The organism is Microvirga sp. TS319 (assembly GCF_041276405.1).
In the GTDB taxonomy this organism is placed as follows: Bacteria; Pseudomonadota; Alphaproteobacteria; order Rhizobiales; family Beijerinckiaceae; genus Microvirga.
On sequence record NZ_JBGGGT010000002.1, the window covers coordinates 3239712 to 3255125 of the forward strand.

The window sequence follows — 15414 nt, forward strand, 5'->3', positions numbered from 1 at the left end:
GCGTCAGACGACGCCCGCCGACGCAGCCTTTTGCTTGACCCTGAACAGCTGGTGCAAAGCTTGGGCCATAGCCCGCCTCTTCAGCAGTCGGGCCATGAACCGAGCCAGTTTGCGCCTGGCGGCCCACTGGTCCTCCCTCATCGACGGCTCGAAACGACTGCCTCTCTTGAGCCAGTCCTCATTATAGAACCCGCCTGTCCAAAAGCTTTTCTCAAGGTCGCCCGGCTCGATCGAGGGCGCGAAGCCGGCTTTCACAAAGCCGTAGTAATCGGCGTCCACGCCATCAAGGTCGAAGAGTTGATAAACAGGATGCCCCTGGCTCAACAGTTCGACAACGACCGATGAATTCCCAACAATCGCGACATGCCTTGCATCGGGAGTGTTCGTGCGGAACTTGAAGTAGGTCGCCTCCTCCTCGTTGAACGTCAATGGGGTGTTCGGGTGCAGCTTCACGAAGTAGTCCTGCACTGCGGGATTGCGCCGCAGGCTTTCGATAGCGACCTGAAGATCGGCACGATCGAAGCGCGAGGTAGGGTAGATGCCGACGATAGCCTCCCCCGTCAATGGGGCCATGACATCCTGAAAGCGCGCCTTGTCGAATATGCGCGAAACGACGAATGTCTTGCCCTTGACCGGCCCGACCCGCCTGTATGTGTCGAGGGATCTCTGATTTCGGAGAACGGATGCGGTAAAATCCAGAGGTGGAAAGATCTCCGAGACCTCGGCATGCTGAACATAAATCACCGGAACGCCGAGGCTCTTCATGGCCATCGCGAAGCCCACCTGGGAGGGCGAATGATCGTTTGCTACGACAGCGATCCGCGGCAGGAGATGCCGCTTGTCGGCATAAGAATGCAGGACCCCCAGAAAGATGCCGGTGTACTGCAGGAGTTGGTTAAGGTGTGATCCGCTCACGGTGCCGCAGCGATGCACCCACTGGACACCGGCGTGAAGGACTTCCGTCCTCACTGTCTCGACGGCGCTCGCGATCCTGCTCGTGTGGGCCCTGAAATCGCGTAGGAAGAACTTGTGCGAGTAACGGATGCTATGCTCGTCGAGCACCTTCAGGAGAAATGTGAACTCCCTCAGATTGTTCGCGGTCCCTCCGAAGAAGCAGAGATCGGCGTAGCCCACATCAAATGTGCGCACGGTCTTTGGCCTGCCTTCCAGATATTCGGCATAGAGCCGAGCCAGTTCGGCACCACTCGACCTTGCCATCATCTCGAGTTGCTCGGGAACCCGCTCCCCGACGATCATCCGGAAAGTGTCTCCCTTCGTGACAATGTCGCCGACACGATTGCAGCCCTTGGCGTAAGCCTCCAGCACTAGCGATCGCCTCATCACAACTTGGCATCTCCCGCTTGCGGCAAGAACTTACCTTGCACGCATCAAATCCCAGGTTAAGGCCGTGCCCCGTTTTACCGCACGGTGGACCGGCTGACCGAGCATCTGCTCGAAGTACTTCGGCGGAAGGCCGCATCCAGGGCGGATCGCTCGAAGATTCTTTTCTGTCAGGATCTCTCCTGCCTCCATGTCTTCAACGATATAAAGCGAGCGGCGGTACTGGAGTGACTTCTCCTCCGCCTTGAGAGGACCATAGCTGATTTTTCCCAAGGCCTGCCAGGCACGCTGTGTTTCGATGACAAGTTGCGCCATCTCAGCAGGCTCCATGGAAAAGGCACTGTCGACGCCTCCATCGGCCCGAGCAAGCGTGAAATGCTTCTCGATGACAGTGGCGCCGAGAGCCACGCTTGCAACGGAAACCCCGATCCCCATCGTGTGGTCCGACAGACCGACCTCGGTTTCAAAAAGCTCGCGCATGTGCGGAATGGTCAGAAGATTCGTGTTCTCCGGTGTCGCAGGATACGTACTTGTGCACTGGAGCAGGATCAAATCGTTGCATCCCGCTTCCCGAGCGGCGCGTACAGTCTCGTCCACCTCGGAGATTGTCGCCATGCCAGTCGAGATGATGATCGGCTTCCCGGTTGCGGCGATCCGGCGGATGAGCGGGAGGTCCGTATTCTCGAAGGAAGCGACCTTGTAGCAGGGAGCATTCAGCCCCTCGAGGAAATCCACCGCCGAAGCGTCGAAGGGTGTGCTGAGGCAGATCAGCCCGCGTCGCGAAGCGTGCTCGAAGATTGTCCGCTGCCAATCCCAGGGCGTATGCGCCTGCTCGTATAATTTATAGAGTGAGGTGCCGGACCAGAGGCTGTTCGGATCGGAAATGAAGAATTCACCCTCGTCGAGATCAAGGGTCATCGTATCGGCAGTGTAGGTCTGAAGCTTGATCGCGTGAGCGCCGGCATCGGCAGCAGCATCCACGATCTTGAGTGCCCGCTCGAGCGATTGGTTATGATTGCCGGACATCTCTGCGATGATGAACGGCGGGTGACCCTGGCCAATCGTATGGTTGGCGATCTTGATCATCGTACAAACACTCTGGTCTCAAAGGTTATAAGATATAACAGAATGACCGGCCAACCGCTACACCTTGCCGCTCGTCGGCCCGGACAGGGTGTCGGGCATCAAAAGTTCGGCGGTTCTCAGGGCCCCCCATCCGTCGACGGCGGACGGCCCGATTCGAGATAGATACGACAGTCGTTCCCGATCGAGCAGAGCAGAAATCCGTTCTCGCAGGCTTTGCACGGTCACGGCCGACAGTTCGCCCGCATAGTCGATAAGGCCGGCCGCCGATAACGCACGGGATGCCTGCACCTGATTCCCGGCAATTGCGACAATGATTGCCGGAAGGCCAAGGCATAGCCTCTCCCATGTCGTGGCCCCACCGGCCCCGACAGCGAGATCGGCACGGCTCATCAAGTCCGCCAAGTGAGGACGCGGTTGATGGAGCACGACCCGACCACGCCTCGCCGCCTTCACCTCGATCGCTTCGCGGTGCGGGTTGGCGGGACCTATGACGACATCTACATCGAGCTTCGACAGCTCAGGGGCAGCCAATGCATCGAGTGCAAGTCCTGTCACGTTGTCGATGTCCGCGCCTCCGAAGAAGACCAGCACGCGTTCGACCTTGTCACGCAGCCGTGGCCCCAGCAGCCGATACTCAGGGCGCAGGAGCGCATATCGTGGTCCGAGCAGCAGCATGCAGTCGGGGGGAACAAGCCCTTTGTACCGGTCGGAGGCCTCTGCGCCATAAGTCTGATCGAGCAGAATGTCGCAGTCATGGGGACGGTTGGCGAGATCGTCGATGACCATGATCCGTCTCGCCCCTCGTTGCACAGCCCGCTCCCAATGGGCGTCCAGGGCATAATGATCGACGATCAGCAAATCTGCGCCGCCGCCTTCCATCCCTCCCAGCGTCTGCTTGGCGTCCTCGTCCTGCGATACGCCAAGCCAGGCGGAGTAGCCCGGCCCCGCCTGCGCATCACGAACGGGAGGAGGCAAGGCCATGACCCGAAAGCCTTCATCCTCGACAAGTTTGTTCGCGTGTCCCGGGTGCGCGCGGCAGATGAACCGCACATCCGCCCCTCGGGCCCTCAATTCGCTTGCCAGGGTCCGGCAGCGGACCAGATGCCCGGTGCCGATCTGCGGAGAGGCATCGGCCCGGATGAAGACTTTCAAGCATCACCCCTCGGCGCCGACGTATCCTCGGACAGAGCCCGATGCATGATCTCGGCCCGCCGCCAATCGTCCGGCGTATCGATATCGACCACGCGCCACTCGGGAACAACAAGCCCGAAGCCATTCGCGTGAACAGGTAAACCGGCAGCCCACGCGTCCCGCCGCCCCCAATAGAACTGCCCCGCATCGTAAAAGGCCGGCTCCAGATCCTGGGTTCTTATGTTCACTGCATCAGGATTGAACGACGTTATCCTGCCATCGCCACTTAGGCGCAATGCGCGCTGGATCGCTGAGGGAAAACGAACTACTGGAAACGCGTATTCAGCGCCCGTTCGCTCCAGTAGAGACAACGCCTCAACGAGATCCTTCCGCTGCAGGAAAGGGACTGCAGGATAAACGCAGCATACCGTCTCGAGGTGTGTGCCCCCTTCCTCGAGCGCCGCGATGGCATGTGCAATGACCGGAACCGTTGGCGTCCAGTCATCGGCGAGGGCGGCCGGCCTCAACAGGGGGCGCGCACCGAGTTCCCGGCCGAGAGCCAGAATGGCCGGATCCTCGCTTGAGACGGCAACGATGTCGAACAGTCCGGACTCTAAGACGGCCGAAACCGCATAGGCCAGCATCGGCTTTCCGGCGAACGGTTTGACATTCTTTCCCGGGATGCGCTTGCTGCCGCCGCGCGCCGGAATGACAGCGGCCTTCATTGGCCAGAAGCCTCTCGCAGTTGCGCCACAACGAAATCCTGGTCCGCTTCACTCAAAGTTGGAAAAAGCGGCAAGCTGATGGCCTCGGCATAGTAGCGCTCTGCCTCCGGGAAGTCGGACCGGACGAACCCGAACCTGGCGAAGTCAGGCTGCCGATAGACCGGGATATAGTGCAGATTCACCAAAATTCCGGCCTCGCGCAGCCCCTCGAACACCTCGCGATGGCCGCGGGAGATTTCTTCAAGACGCAGCCTGATGATGTAGAGATGAAAGCCCGAATAGTCGCGCGGGTCTCGCCACGGCACCACCACGGGAAGATCGCTCAGCAAATCATCGTAGCGCGCCGCAATGGCGTGCCGCCGCGCCACATAATCGTCGAGACGATGGAGTTGGCTCAGCCCCAAAGCCGCTTGCAACTCCGTGAGGCGATAATTGTAGCCCAGCTCGAGTTGCTGGTAATACCAGCCCCCTTCCGATGGCGAGATCATCTCAGCCTGGTCGCGCGTGATGCCATGGCTGTTCAGGCGGGCCATACGGCGGGCGAGCGCGGGATCATTCGTCACTGCCATGCCGCCTTCCCCAGTCGTAACGATCTTGACCGGATGGAAACTGAAGACAGTGATGTCGGAGTATCGGCAGTCGCCGATCGGTCGGTCGCGGTAACGTCCGCCAATAGCGTGGGACGCATCCTCAATGATTGAGAAACCATATTGCCGTCCGAGCGCATGGATTGGCTCCATGTCGGCAGGGTGTCCCGCAAGATGAACCGGGATGACAACCTTCGGCAGCGTGCCCTTGCGCTTCGCCACTGCGAGTTTGTCGGCGAGGGCCGTGACGCTCATATTGTAGGAGCGGGGCTCGATATCGACAAAGTCGACATCCGCCCCGCAATAGCGCGCGCAGTTGGCGCTCGCGACGAAGGTGATCGGGCTTGTCCAGACGGTGTCACCAGGCGATACGCCAAGGGCAAGGCACGCAAGGTGAAGTGACGAAGTCGCGCTGTTCGACGCAACGCCATACTTCGCCCCGACGCGCTGTGAGATTGCCTCCTCGAACCGGGGAACAAGCGGTCCCTGGGTGAGAAAAGCGGATCGAAGGGCCGCCGTGACCGCCTCGATATCGGAATCGGTGACGTCCTGCCGGCCGTACGGGATGATGCCCCGATCAGATTTTGCCGATTCGTCCGCGGTTTCCATCGATCCAAGCACGGAGTGTTTCTCCATCCATCCATTCCCGATTGGTATCGGAACGATACACAAAGTCTTCCGGCACCTTATGACCGTTTTTTATACGATTGGGGTCGGCGTGCCAATTATTGATGGCCGGCAAGATCTTATAGTATTCTTTGTACTCATAGGTATACGGTACATCCTCCTCGCCGATCATTTGCTCGTGCAGCTTCTCACCAGGGCGGATCCCGATGATCTTGTGCTGGGCGTCCGGAGCCACGGCCTTGGCGATGTCAATGACCTTCATGGAGGGAATCTTCCTCACGTAGATCTCCCCGCCGACCATATCTTCGAAAGCGTGCCAGACCAGTTCGACAGCCTGCTGGAGGGTAATCATGAAGCGAGTCATGCGTGGATCGGTGATCGGCAATTCGCCACTCGCGGCCAGAGAGAGGAAAAAGGGGATGACCGACCCTCTGGATCCCATGACGTTGCCGTAGCGGACAACGGAAAATTCGGTGTCCTGCGCCCCGACATAAGAGTTGCTGGCGACGAAGAGCTTGTCCGAAGCGAGCTTCGTAGCCCCATACAAATTGAGGGGGCTGCTCGCCTTGTCGGTTGATAGCGCAACCACTCGCCGCACCTTCCGATCGATGCAGGCGTCGATGAGATTCATCGCACCAAGGACATTGGTCTTGATGCATTCGAACGGGTTGTATTCCGCGATCGGAACGATCTTGGTCGCCGCAGCATGAATGACATACTCGACGCCATCCAAGGCGCGCTCCAGTCGATCCTTGTCTCGGACGTCGCCGATGAAGAAGCGGACACGAGGATCATCACCGTAGAGCTTGGCCATTTCCCACTGCTTCATTTCATCGCGGGATAAGATCACCAAGCGGCGGGGATTATACCTTTTCAGGGTCATCGGGACGAAGGCGTGACCGAAGGAGCCCGTCCCACCCGTCACCAGGATGGAAGAATTTGTCAGCATGGAAGGCCGTTCTCAAAACGCCTAGGTTGATTTTCGTAACGCATTGAACCGCAACGTCCTTGCATATGCGAGCGGGCATTGCAAATGCAATGTAGTTTCATACCCACGCCCGGCGGAGATCTATTTCCGTTGCGTCGTGACAGCGACAAGGACAGAACCCGCAAGAGGCCGGCGGGTAGATCGAAGCAGTCAAAATCCTGTGCCGAGCCCTCAGGCACCTCCCACGCTGCCCGATCAGGCTGCGCCGCCTGGCTTCAGATGGAGCGATCACGTCGATGAAGCCCCATCCATTTCCGCCGATTCCGGCAGCCTCGATAAAAGCGACGCCTTAGCGCATCGCGCGGACCCGGCGGGTTGCGCGAGTGACGCGCTCCTCTCCAGCATCGAACGCAGAAACGGGAACCGGTTTTACGGCAAAAGATGCTCGAGCGCATGAACTGACTGCATCTGACGGGTTCGATATCACGCCCGATGCTGTAGAAGGGTCCGTGCCCTGCTCCTCCGTCCTTCTGGCGGGCCGCCCGAGAAGGGACCCCGACCACGCGCCATGGGACGAGTCAACTGGCTCGTGCGAGCCCTTTTCGGCGAAGCGGATCCCGTTCGCCGTTCAAACGTTCGCGCATCCGATCTAAGAAATAATTCTGCGCCGAGGCACGCAACTCTCGCGTCTTCCGCCAAAAACGCCTCCCTCGGCATGGATCAGCGCTCTGACCGTACTATCGAACCCGAGGGTCAATCGGCCACGGATTGGCGATGTTACGGCACAACCCTCTTACTACCTCGCTGAAAGCATTCTTGCCATGACTTCGTCTCGGCGCTGGAGCCACTCTCTCCTCTCGATACCAAGGCGCACGAAGTCGAAAATTTGAGCGCCGATCCTTTGCTCTGCCAGTCGTTCTTTGATCGAGAAGCCGAATTTTTGGTGCAACCCCACAACGGCTTCGTTGGATGAAAGCACCTCGCAGTATAAATACTCCATCCCAAATTCAAGAAAAATAAAGTTGAGCGCAAGCAACTCCATTCTTGAGCCGGTCCCCTTGGGAGCGTCCGGCTTAGCATAGAACGCCCAAGAAGAAGATTTATTCAAGGTGTCGACATCTTTAAAGATCACGACTCCAAGTGGTTCATTTTGAAATTCATAGATGAAATGGATCTGGTCTTTTCTATCTTTAACCGCATTCCACCATCGCACATGCTCCTCCCATGCAATGACGTGCTGGGTAAACATCTTCGACCTGACCGAAGGCGAATTTCGCCAAGCCAGCATATCGGCCAGATCATCTTCGGAGACGTTTCGAAGGCTGCCAAATTCGCTCGTCGCGGTGCGCCGCACATCTTTCTGACTGTCCATCGATAACCCTAAGCTCACAAACATTGGAAAGGCCGATGACTGCTTATGCAGTCAGCGGAATGAAATAGAAACATCCCGACTGCTCGGCCGCAATAGATTGGATGCCTAGCTCATCGAACCCAAAAAGGGGAACCGGTTTTGCGTGAAAAGATGATCGAGAACAGAGGCTGACAGCATCGGATGTGGCTTCGATGTCACGTCCGATGCTCCAGAGACACCCCCTTCATGACGCGATGCATTCGACGAAGAGGGCATCCGCCCCTCTCTGCGACCGTCTGGACCGACGCTCGACGCCCCCCCCGCATTCGGACTCGCGACACGGTGTTGCGAAATGCTCGGCGACCAGTCGCATGTCACTGCCCTGCCAAAGCACTTCCTGGGTAAAAGCCGAAGTGATGGAGATCATTTCTGAAATTCGTTTGATGTTCAGCAGGATGTCACGCACTTTATCATGGCGACACTCCGAGACTCGATCAACATAGAGCTTAATCATCCGAACCTTCGGTGCCGTTCATCGGCGATTGGCGATCATCGCGCCTTCGAATCAGAACTCCGGCCAGAAGACCAAGCCGCAAAATGCGCATGGATCGAGAAAGCCCCCTTTCAACTCCATAGGGATCGGCCGCATTCAATGAACATACGTTCGTAAGGTCTTTCGACAATGAGCCCCTATTCCCATCAGAGATTCAATGTTGATTGATCTTTGGTCAGTACCGGGTCTGGACAATTTTACCAGTTCTGAGCATAAAGTTTATCGCTTCTGCGTCGTCGCAAGGCACACGGACCAGCATTATCCTATTGCAAATACTTGGATTGGGCTTCAACAGAATGAGTGCCGCACAGAACCTCGCACGATTATTTCCGACTTCAGTGCGCGTTGCTCTAAAGAAGTATTGTCCAACATTGATCGAGACACTTGCGATCGCGTTCGATTCGGCGTCATTAACGATGAGGAAGCGCGCTGGGCGCCGTGCCCCGAATAACAAGCAGGCTCATCGTCTTTTCGAACAATTACGGGCTGGATTCAGCCACAACGCAGAGGAGTTGGAAAGCCTGAAGCTTGCAGCCCCACATCAGCCCAAGGCGGCGGCCTCGGCCGCGTGGTACCTGGCACGATGGCAAGTTCAGAATGGGGACTACGGCAAGGCCCTTGGAAACATCATGCTGGCAACAGCGGCGAATCCGAAGCTCTGCACCCATTTCCACGTCCAGATCCTCACCGTTGAATGTCTCCTGCAACTCGGTCGTCCAGGGGATGCAAAGCAATGGCTAAAGTGGGCTTCGAAATGGAGGCCCTTTCAGTTCAACACGGATCTCGACCTGACTGCAGCCAATATCTCCTACGCGATTGCGAGCAGCACCGGTGATCCGATGGCCGCCGATTCTGAACGTCTTGCCTTGCTCAACAGAGCCTATACGAAAGCGGGCTTCTCGAAGATTGAGAAAATTGACGGGAGCGCACCCCTTTCACTCGACAACATTACCGTTTCTCACCCGCGCCCTGTCGATGCCCCAGCGAAGCTCAGCGTTCTGGTCCCTGCCTACAATTGTGCTCGCACATTGCCGATCGCGCTCACCAGCATTCTGAACCAGACCTGGCACAACCTTGAAGTTATTGTCGTCGACGATCGGGGCCCCGACGAGACCTGGCGCGTCATTCAGGAATTTGCCCAGCGCGACAGCCGGATCGTTCCTGTCCGCCACGAAGTCAATGGCGGCGCGTACTCCGCCAGGAACACCGCGCTGGCACACGCCACGGGTGAGTTCGTCACTGTTCACGATGCGGACGATTGGTCTCACCCGGAAAAGCTTGCTGCGCAGATGCAGCATGCCATGTCCAACCCATATGGCATCAGCACGACAACCGGCGTTCGAGTCTCGTACGACCTTCGCTTTAGACCCAGCACCGGCGCGGCTGCGATGCTCATGCAGAATCTCTCATCTCTGCTGTTGAGACGAGAAATGCTGATCGAACTCGGCGGGTGGGATAGGACCAGGGTCGCTGCGGATTCTGAACTCTACGAGCGTATCAAGGCAAAACACAATCTCAAGACGAACGTGCTCTTCCAAAGCACCCCTTTGACGCTCATTCTTCTTGAGCAGACATCGTTGACGCAAACGTCGACGACAGGGCTCGCAACCCTCTATTACGGTGCACGCCGACAGTACAAAGAAGCCTATCGCTTCTGGCACGCCTCCGAACGGGCCCGCCAGGAACCCGATTTTCGTATGACGGATACCCGCCGTTTTCCAGCGCCACGGATTGTGCTTGGGCGCAAGGAGCCCATTACGGATATCGATGTTGTCATAATCGATGATTACGCCAACACGGTCCCGTCGTTCGAAGGCGACAAAGCGCTCTGGAACGCCTTGGCGGAAGCCGGTCGTCGAGTCGGGATTGTGCACTGGCCAACATTCAAGACAGCAACCGCCAACGTTGCGCTGCCGATCCGCGCCGCGATCGCCGCAGGTCTTGTCGAGAATATCGTTCCGGGCGAGACGGTTCGTTGCAAATCTGTTGTGGTCATGAAGGCCGAACTTCTCGATGAGCCGCCATCTCCGCTTCCGTCAATTTCCTCCGCGGGCGTGTACGTCGTGAGCGGCCATGAACTGCAGCCCGAGCAGATCGCTGAGGCGGAACGTTGTCTCGGCGGTTCTCCTCGGATCGTGGGGACGGACGATCTGAAGCTCGTCCTGGACTTATAGATCGGAGCTGATTGCGCGCCAGTCCGGCAAGGTCTCCCATTGATACGCGCCTGCCTTCGATGATCGCAGAGAAGTTGCCGGAGTTGCCGGAATGCCTGGATACGATCCAGCATGAGGCCATCATGACTTCAATGGGCCCACTGCAGTATTCCTGCTAGCGCATCGTGCGGCCCCAGCGGGCTGCGCTCGCGAAAAGCGGACCCGGTTGCTCGCAAGAACGATGCGCTCCTCTCGGAGTGAGCATCGGATTCAATCCCAAAAGGGCAAATCCACTTTTCACGTCCGATGCTCTAATGCATTCTCCTACGCTGCTGCATTTAGTTCATATTGCCGAAGCCGCGCGATCGTCAGCGCATGGGAAACGGGACGAGCAGTCCAGAGCCTCCTCCCGGTCCGTCTTCACGACCCTTGGCGCTGCCGCGAACGGAACCTGGACCATATGCCGAGGAGTCCCGGGACTTTCTTTTCGACCGTTTCCCGGATATGAAATGTTGCACCAAGAGCCGACGACAGGGCAGCCTGCCCTCGCTTGTAACGCTCGTCATCGGTCAATGTGTGCAAGTTCCAGTTCTCCATGATTTCGATGTCGTCACGAGTCATTGCGGCAACGTGCCGACCGAGCTTTGATTTGAACTCCTCTCGAACGATCTCCGGCACATACTCGTAAGCGGGCGAGTAGAATCTTTCGAGGAACCCCAGGCCTTTCCCATAGTCGTACATCGGCGTCGTCTTAAGCTTCAACGCCTGATAGATCGGATCATCATAATTCCACTGGCCATGGAGACTATAGGCGAGGCCGTCCTCGTGGTGAATGGGCTGAGCCAACAACCGGTTGGAAACCTCCCGGCTTTTGCGCACGATGTCGAAATATCCATCGGGCACTTTCCTGCCCGTAATCCTGGCCTCGAGAAGGGTCTTCCTGAAGCACTTGAAGCACCTCATGCAAGGCCGCCCCGCTTCTCCGCGAACGCATGACTGCGGTAACCACTCCGGCACGCATTCAATAGCGATGCGGGACGTTGTCACCTCGCTCAACCCTGCCACCGGAAGGCACATTGGCAGAGCGGCCCCGTCGAAAACGGGCGCCCAGTTACGATAAATGGCTCGGCTTTTAAGGTCGGAGAAATGCTCGTGCCCGAGGAAGTACGCGGACTCGGCGATCGTTCCGAATGAAAACGACCGAAGTCCCAGTTGATCGGCATGAAGAACGCCTGGAGCGGCATTGGACCAGTCGACCGGAAAGCCGATGGGATTGCGCACATACTCAAGGCTCGTCTCAAGCTGGCGGACGTCGTACCCTGCCCTTGCGACGGCATCGCAGCTGCTTAGCGCAGCATCGGCACGATAAAGCGAGTCTTTGGCAAGTGCGGGCGGACTCGATCTTTTCATGAAGATCGGGACGGCGTTCTTCGGCATCAGGAAGAGCGCGGCACACGAATCCACACCTCCGCTGAAAGCCACACCGTCGCGGGCATTGCTCGGCATTTCACGTGGCGCAATTTTCGGATCCACCGGGCCGATTTCGATCTTCAGGTTCTTATGCACGATCTCGGCGAACGTGCTGCTAACCGGCCGATCCAGAACGATGCTCCGCATTGTGAAAGCCCGAAGCACCAAGAGGCACATCAGGCCATACAGGTCCGGATGGGTTTTCTCGAGGGACCATCCCGGTTCCAGGGAGAAGGAGACTTCATGATGTCCCAGTTTGCCTTTGCGGGCGCTGTAATACTCGACATCCTCCTGATCGGGGGTCACCGACAGCTTCAGTACGGATGCACTTTTACCAGGCCCTGCAGGCACGAGGTCAGAAGACACTCTCATATGATCTTCCTTGATGAGGGGTGTATGGTTGTTGTCTCGTCGACGAGTGAAGGGGCCGAGGCAGGCGAGCCATCGCGGCTGCGCCCGCTCCACGGATGGATGAAAAGGGCCTCGGAAGATTCGCCTCTCGCGGGCAGAAAGACATCCGGCGCCGCAAACGGACGGCTCTCCAAGGGAAAGGGCATGAAAAGGCTGTTCGCCGTCTCGTGCCAAAGGCCGAAGGATCGGCGATATGCGCTTCGCGACGGGCTGAAAATGCCAAGATCACTGTCGATCTCGAACTCGCCACTCCCGGACAAACTTCCCTCCGACCAGCTGACGAAAGAAAGCAGCTTGTCGATCTGGCGAATGCTACGGCGCCCGAAAACGCGCTCCACGCGCAGATGGAACTCGCCGTCGCCTGCTGCGCGCACTGAGTCATACCAGCCGGCTCTTTCCATGACCGGCTTTCGCCGGAACATGAGTGAAGAGGCATCCGGCCGAATATAGCCGCTCAGCGCCCTGAAGCCCTGCCGGCTCGAACAGCGGATATGCTTCACCCATGTCGCAACGATCGAGGCATCTCGCTGCAACACAGCGACTGCCATTGCGATCTTCTGCGGATGCGCCCAGTCGTCCGCATCCTGGGTCGTGACATACTCGCCCTCGGCCGCGGCCAGAGCCAGGTTTCGTGCGACGTAGGTTCCGGCATTCCTCTCGAGGCCTATCAAGCGGAAGCGCGGATCGGTGGCGGTGAGTTGCGAGACGATCCGCCTCGTTTCATCGCTGCTGGAGTCGTCGACGACGATGACCTCGATGTTTCGATAGGATTGCGTGCGCAATGACTCTAAAGCGTAGCCGATCGTGGCGGCGCTGTTATAAGCCGGCATCACGATGGAAACGAGGGGCCCCTCGGCCTCGGCGTATTCGACAGGAGGAGCTTTCAGGTTTTCGCAGATGAACGGCACATCCGGATCGACCAGAGCAACCGGTGTAACGGCCTGCACCGCGAGGATGTCATTGATCGCGGCAAGCTGAAGATCGTAGCGCCCCCTCAGGAAATGGGATTGTGCCTCGAACATGGTGAGTTTGATACGGCTCGCCGGATCGCCTGCCCGGCTCCTCAGCGCCTCCTTCAATGCGACGGCTTCCGCGTCCCATCCCTGGGTCAAGAAGTCATGAGCGCATTTCAGGACAGAGTCGAAATCCTTGAGAACGAGTTTGGATCTGGAGGAAACAACGCGCGCGGCGACCGCCCTGTGAGTCTCGGGATCCAAGCGTTTCGCAAAAGGGTAGAGCCTGCATAAAAGCCCGTCAGCCGCAGCCTGGCGGGAGCTTTGAAGCAGCTCCTCAAGCGTTGCCCTGATCGTTTCCGATTGCCTCAGATTGGCAGCCGCGGTCATGTAGAGCTGCCGGCACTCCGCATCCATCTTGACGTCATCAGACATCGACTCGTACGCGCGGATCGCTTCTTCGAAACGGTGAGCCGCGCAGTAGCAGCGCAGAAGCGACTTCCAGACGCGGTCCTGCTTTGGCTCGATTGCCCGGAGACAATCAGCCGCAGCATTGAAGTTCCCCGCCTCCATCAGCCGTCCAGCGCGCAGCAAGGTCAGACCCTGAGGTCCGAAGCTTATCATTCTAAGCCCGAAGACGATTTTCCGGAGGAAGCCGATCCTCCGTAGCTGAGAGCGAGTTCTCAGAAGGATATGCCGCATTAGGGATAACCGCTCTTCGACCTGCGGGGAAAGGATCTATTATCGCGCAGGCCGCGTTTGACGCAAGCAGGCGCCAACCCTTGACGTGATCCGGCCGCGATGGAAGCTCCTCGCTGCAGAAGACCGATTTTTCTTTCACCACAAATCGTCATGATGAATGCGTGCCGTTGGGTGACGTTGCGCTGGGGTCCCTCCCGGCCGGGCGTGCCTCGGAGCCCAGCCGCAAGAGGACGTCGGGAACAACCAAGGCACGCGCATAGCTGTGTCGGTAGTATGTGAAGTCCGCGTGATCCCGCACGGAGCATCCTTCGGGCAAGAGCGGAACGATCCGAAGCTCGCGATGCTCATGGGTCGTCCAGGCGAGACCGAGCTGGTCTCTGCGGCTGAAGCGCTCGATCTGCTGCCACCACGAACGGAAAGCCTCCCGAGTTTTATCGCTTCGCATCGGAACGATCATGAAGCCGGTTTCGTACAGAGGATGGTTTGCGGGCAGCCCTCGCTCTCGGTAATAGTCGACCTGCTCCTGGATTACGGCAGCGGCATCCTTCTTAAGCTGCCTGCAAGCCTCCGCCTCGTCATAAAAGCACGCCCGGTGAGGATGCGACACCAGGCCGAGGTCACCCGTCTCGAGCCGGATCATGTCGATGTATTTGCGGATATCGCCTTTCAGGATGATGTTGGCGTCGAGCCAAACCGCGAACTCGTGCGTGGGAAACAGCTCATGGGGGTGCATTTTCACATATCGCGCCACCCGCGTCGGATCAGGGTGCTGGTAAGGGGGCGACCGCATCTGCCAGATACCGTAAGTGTTGCGCGGACGATCCGTGAAGCAGACATAATCGATGCCAGGGTCGATCGTGTCGGGAAGCAGCAGGTTGTCGTATTCGCCAAAGATCGCCGTGTAGAAAACGATCTTGCGCTCATCCCTCGGAACAGCATCGTGCTGGTATGCTGTAATTTGGCGTTCGATATCGTCGCTGACGCGCCACCGGTTATCTAAAAATGCTTGAGAAGCTTGCCTGGGCAAACCTGTCGCAACAGCATCCTTGAGCGCTTCGACTCCCTGCCTTCCCCATCTTGTGAGGCGCGGAAGCCTGCGTGCCAGAAAGCGCAAAGGGACCGTCATCTTCCAGTACAGGGAATTCTTCATCCCCCGGATTTCGGCCTGCAGGCTCCTGATCTCGCCTTGCAGGTCCTCGACCTCTCTCCCCAGCCTTCTGATCTCCGCCTGCAAGGCGCTGGGATCGCGCTCAATGCCGCTGAGGCGATCCGGCTTCTGGTTGTGAAGAGCGTCTTCGGTCATCGGTTCACACGCCCTGCCAGTCGGCACCGTAGAGGGCAGAAACCAAGTCGCTCCCACAGGTTTTCACATCCTGCAGAAGGACGGTTTCTGTCC

The 15414-nt window shown here is 58.1% G+C and carries 11 protein-coding genes; 1 reads left to right on the forward strand and 10 read right to left on the reverse strand.

From position 1 onward, the window contains the following. Positions 1-3: 3 nt before the first annotated feature. The 7 genes from AB8841_RS24760 to pseH all read right to left on the reverse strand — a co-directional run bounded on the left by AB8841_RS24760 (position 4) and on the right by pseH (position 7797). Positions 4-1257, reverse strand: coding sequence for a hypothetical protein (locus AB8841_RS24760; protein ID WP_370438418.1), 1254 nt, complete (start codon positions 1255-1257; stop codon positions 4-6). Between the two features lie 117 nt (positions 1258-1374). After that, positions 1375-2427, reverse strand: a complete 1053-nt coding sequence (gene pseI, locus AB8841_RS24765) for a pseudaminic acid synthase (protein ID WP_370438419.1) — start codon at positions 2425-2427, stop codon at positions 1375-1377. 57 nt (positions 2428-2484) lie between these two features. Next, a complete protein-coding gene (gene pseG / locus AB8841_RS24770; RefSeq protein WP_370438420.1) occupies positions 2485-3579 on the reverse strand; it encodes a UDP-2,4-diacetamido-2,4,6-trideoxy-beta-L-altropyranose hydrolase in 1095 nt (364 codons plus the stop codon). Then, positions 3576-4283, reverse strand: coding sequence for a pseudaminic acid cytidylyltransferase (gene pseF / locus AB8841_RS24775; protein WP_370438421.1), 708 nt, complete (start codon positions 4281-4283; stop codon positions 3576-3578). The genes pseG and pseF overlap by 4 nt, the downstream gene beginning before the upstream one ends. Beyond that, positions 4280-5440, reverse strand: coding sequence for a UDP-4-amino-4,6-dideoxy-N-acetyl-beta-L-altrosamine transaminase (gene pseC / locus AB8841_RS24780; protein WP_370439358.1), 1161 nt, complete (start codon positions 5438-5440; stop codon positions 4280-4282). The genes pseF and pseC overlap by 4 nt, the downstream gene beginning before the upstream one ends. Positions 5441-5447: 7 nt before the next feature. Further along, positions 5448-6446: a UDP-N-acetylglucosamine 4,6-dehydratase (inverting) gene (gene pseB, locus AB8841_RS24785; RefSeq protein WP_370438422.1), complete on the reverse strand. Its 999-nt coding sequence runs from the start codon at positions 6444-6446 to the stop codon at positions 5448-5450. Positions 6447-7221: 775 nt separating this feature from the next. Continuing rightward, positions 7222-7797, reverse strand: a complete 576-nt coding sequence (gene pseH / locus AB8841_RS24790) for a UDP-4-amino-4,6-dideoxy-N-acetyl-beta-L-altrosamine N-acetyltransferase (protein WP_370438423.1) — start codon at positions 7795-7797, stop codon at positions 7222-7224. 828 nt (positions 7798-8625) lie between these two features. Between pseH and AB8841_RS24795 the strand changes: the two genes are divergently transcribed. Further along, on the forward strand, positions 8626-10503 hold the full coding sequence (locus AB8841_RS24795) for a glycosyltransferase family 2 protein (protein WP_370438424.1): 1878 nt from the start codon (positions 8626-8628) through the stop codon (positions 10501-10503). A 399-nt stretch (positions 10504-10902) separates the two neighbouring features. Here AB8841_RS24795 and AB8841_RS24800 read toward each other — a convergent pair whose 3' ends face one another. The 3 genes from AB8841_RS24800 to AB8841_RS24810 form a co-directional block, all read right to left on the reverse strand. Continuing rightward, positions 10903-12324, reverse strand: a complete 1422-nt coding sequence (locus AB8841_RS24800; protein WP_370438425.1) for a DUF6395 domain-containing protein — start codon at positions 12322-12324, stop codon at positions 10903-10905. Next, complete coding sequence (locus tag AB8841_RS24805; RefSeq protein ID WP_370438426.1) at positions 12321-13271, reverse strand: glycosyltransferase family 2 protein; 951 nt, start codon at positions 13269-13271, stop codon at positions 12321-12323. Before AB8841_RS24805 ends, AB8841_RS24800 begins: the two co-directional genes overlap by 4 nt. Before the next feature lie 895 nt (positions 13272-14166). Continuing rightward, on the reverse strand, positions 14167-15321 hold the full coding sequence (locus tag AB8841_RS24810; RefSeq protein WP_370438427.1) for a glycosyltransferase domain-containing protein: 1155 nt from the start codon (positions 15319-15321) through the stop codon (positions 14167-14169). Between the last annotated feature and the right edge of the window lie 93 nt (positions 15322-15414).

Coding starts and splice junctions, on each gene's coding strand:
- AB8841_RS24760 (WP_370438418.1), bottom strand. CDS start 1,257: ATGATCGTCGGGGAGCGGGTTCCCGAGCAACTCGAGATGATGGCAAGG.
- pseI (WP_370438419.1), bottom strand. CDS start 2,427: ATGATCAAGATCGCCAACCATACGATTGGCCAGGGTCACCCGCCGTTC.
- pseF (WP_370438421.1), bottom strand. CDS start 4,283: ATGAAGGCCGCTGTCATTCCGGCGCGCGGCGGCAGCAAGCGCATCCCG.
- pseB (WP_370438422.1), bottom strand. CDS start 6,446: ATGCTGACAAATTCTTCCATCCTGGTGACGGGTGGGACGGGCTCCTTC.
- pseH (WP_370438423.1), bottom strand. CDS start 7,797: ATGGACAGTCAGAAAGATGTGCGGCGCACCGCGACGAGCGAATTTGGC.
- AB8841_RS24795 (WP_370438424.1), top strand. CDS start 8,626: ATGAGTGCCGCACAGAACCTCGCACGATTATTTCCGACTTCAGTGCGC.
- AB8841_RS24800 (WP_370438425.1), bottom strand. CDS start 12,324: ATGAGAGTGTCTTCTGACCTCGTGCCTGCAGGGCCTGGTAAAAGTGCA.
- AB8841_RS24810 (WP_370438427.1), bottom strand. CDS start 15,321: ATGACCGAAGACGCTCTTCACAACCAGAAGCCGGATCGCCTCAGCGGC.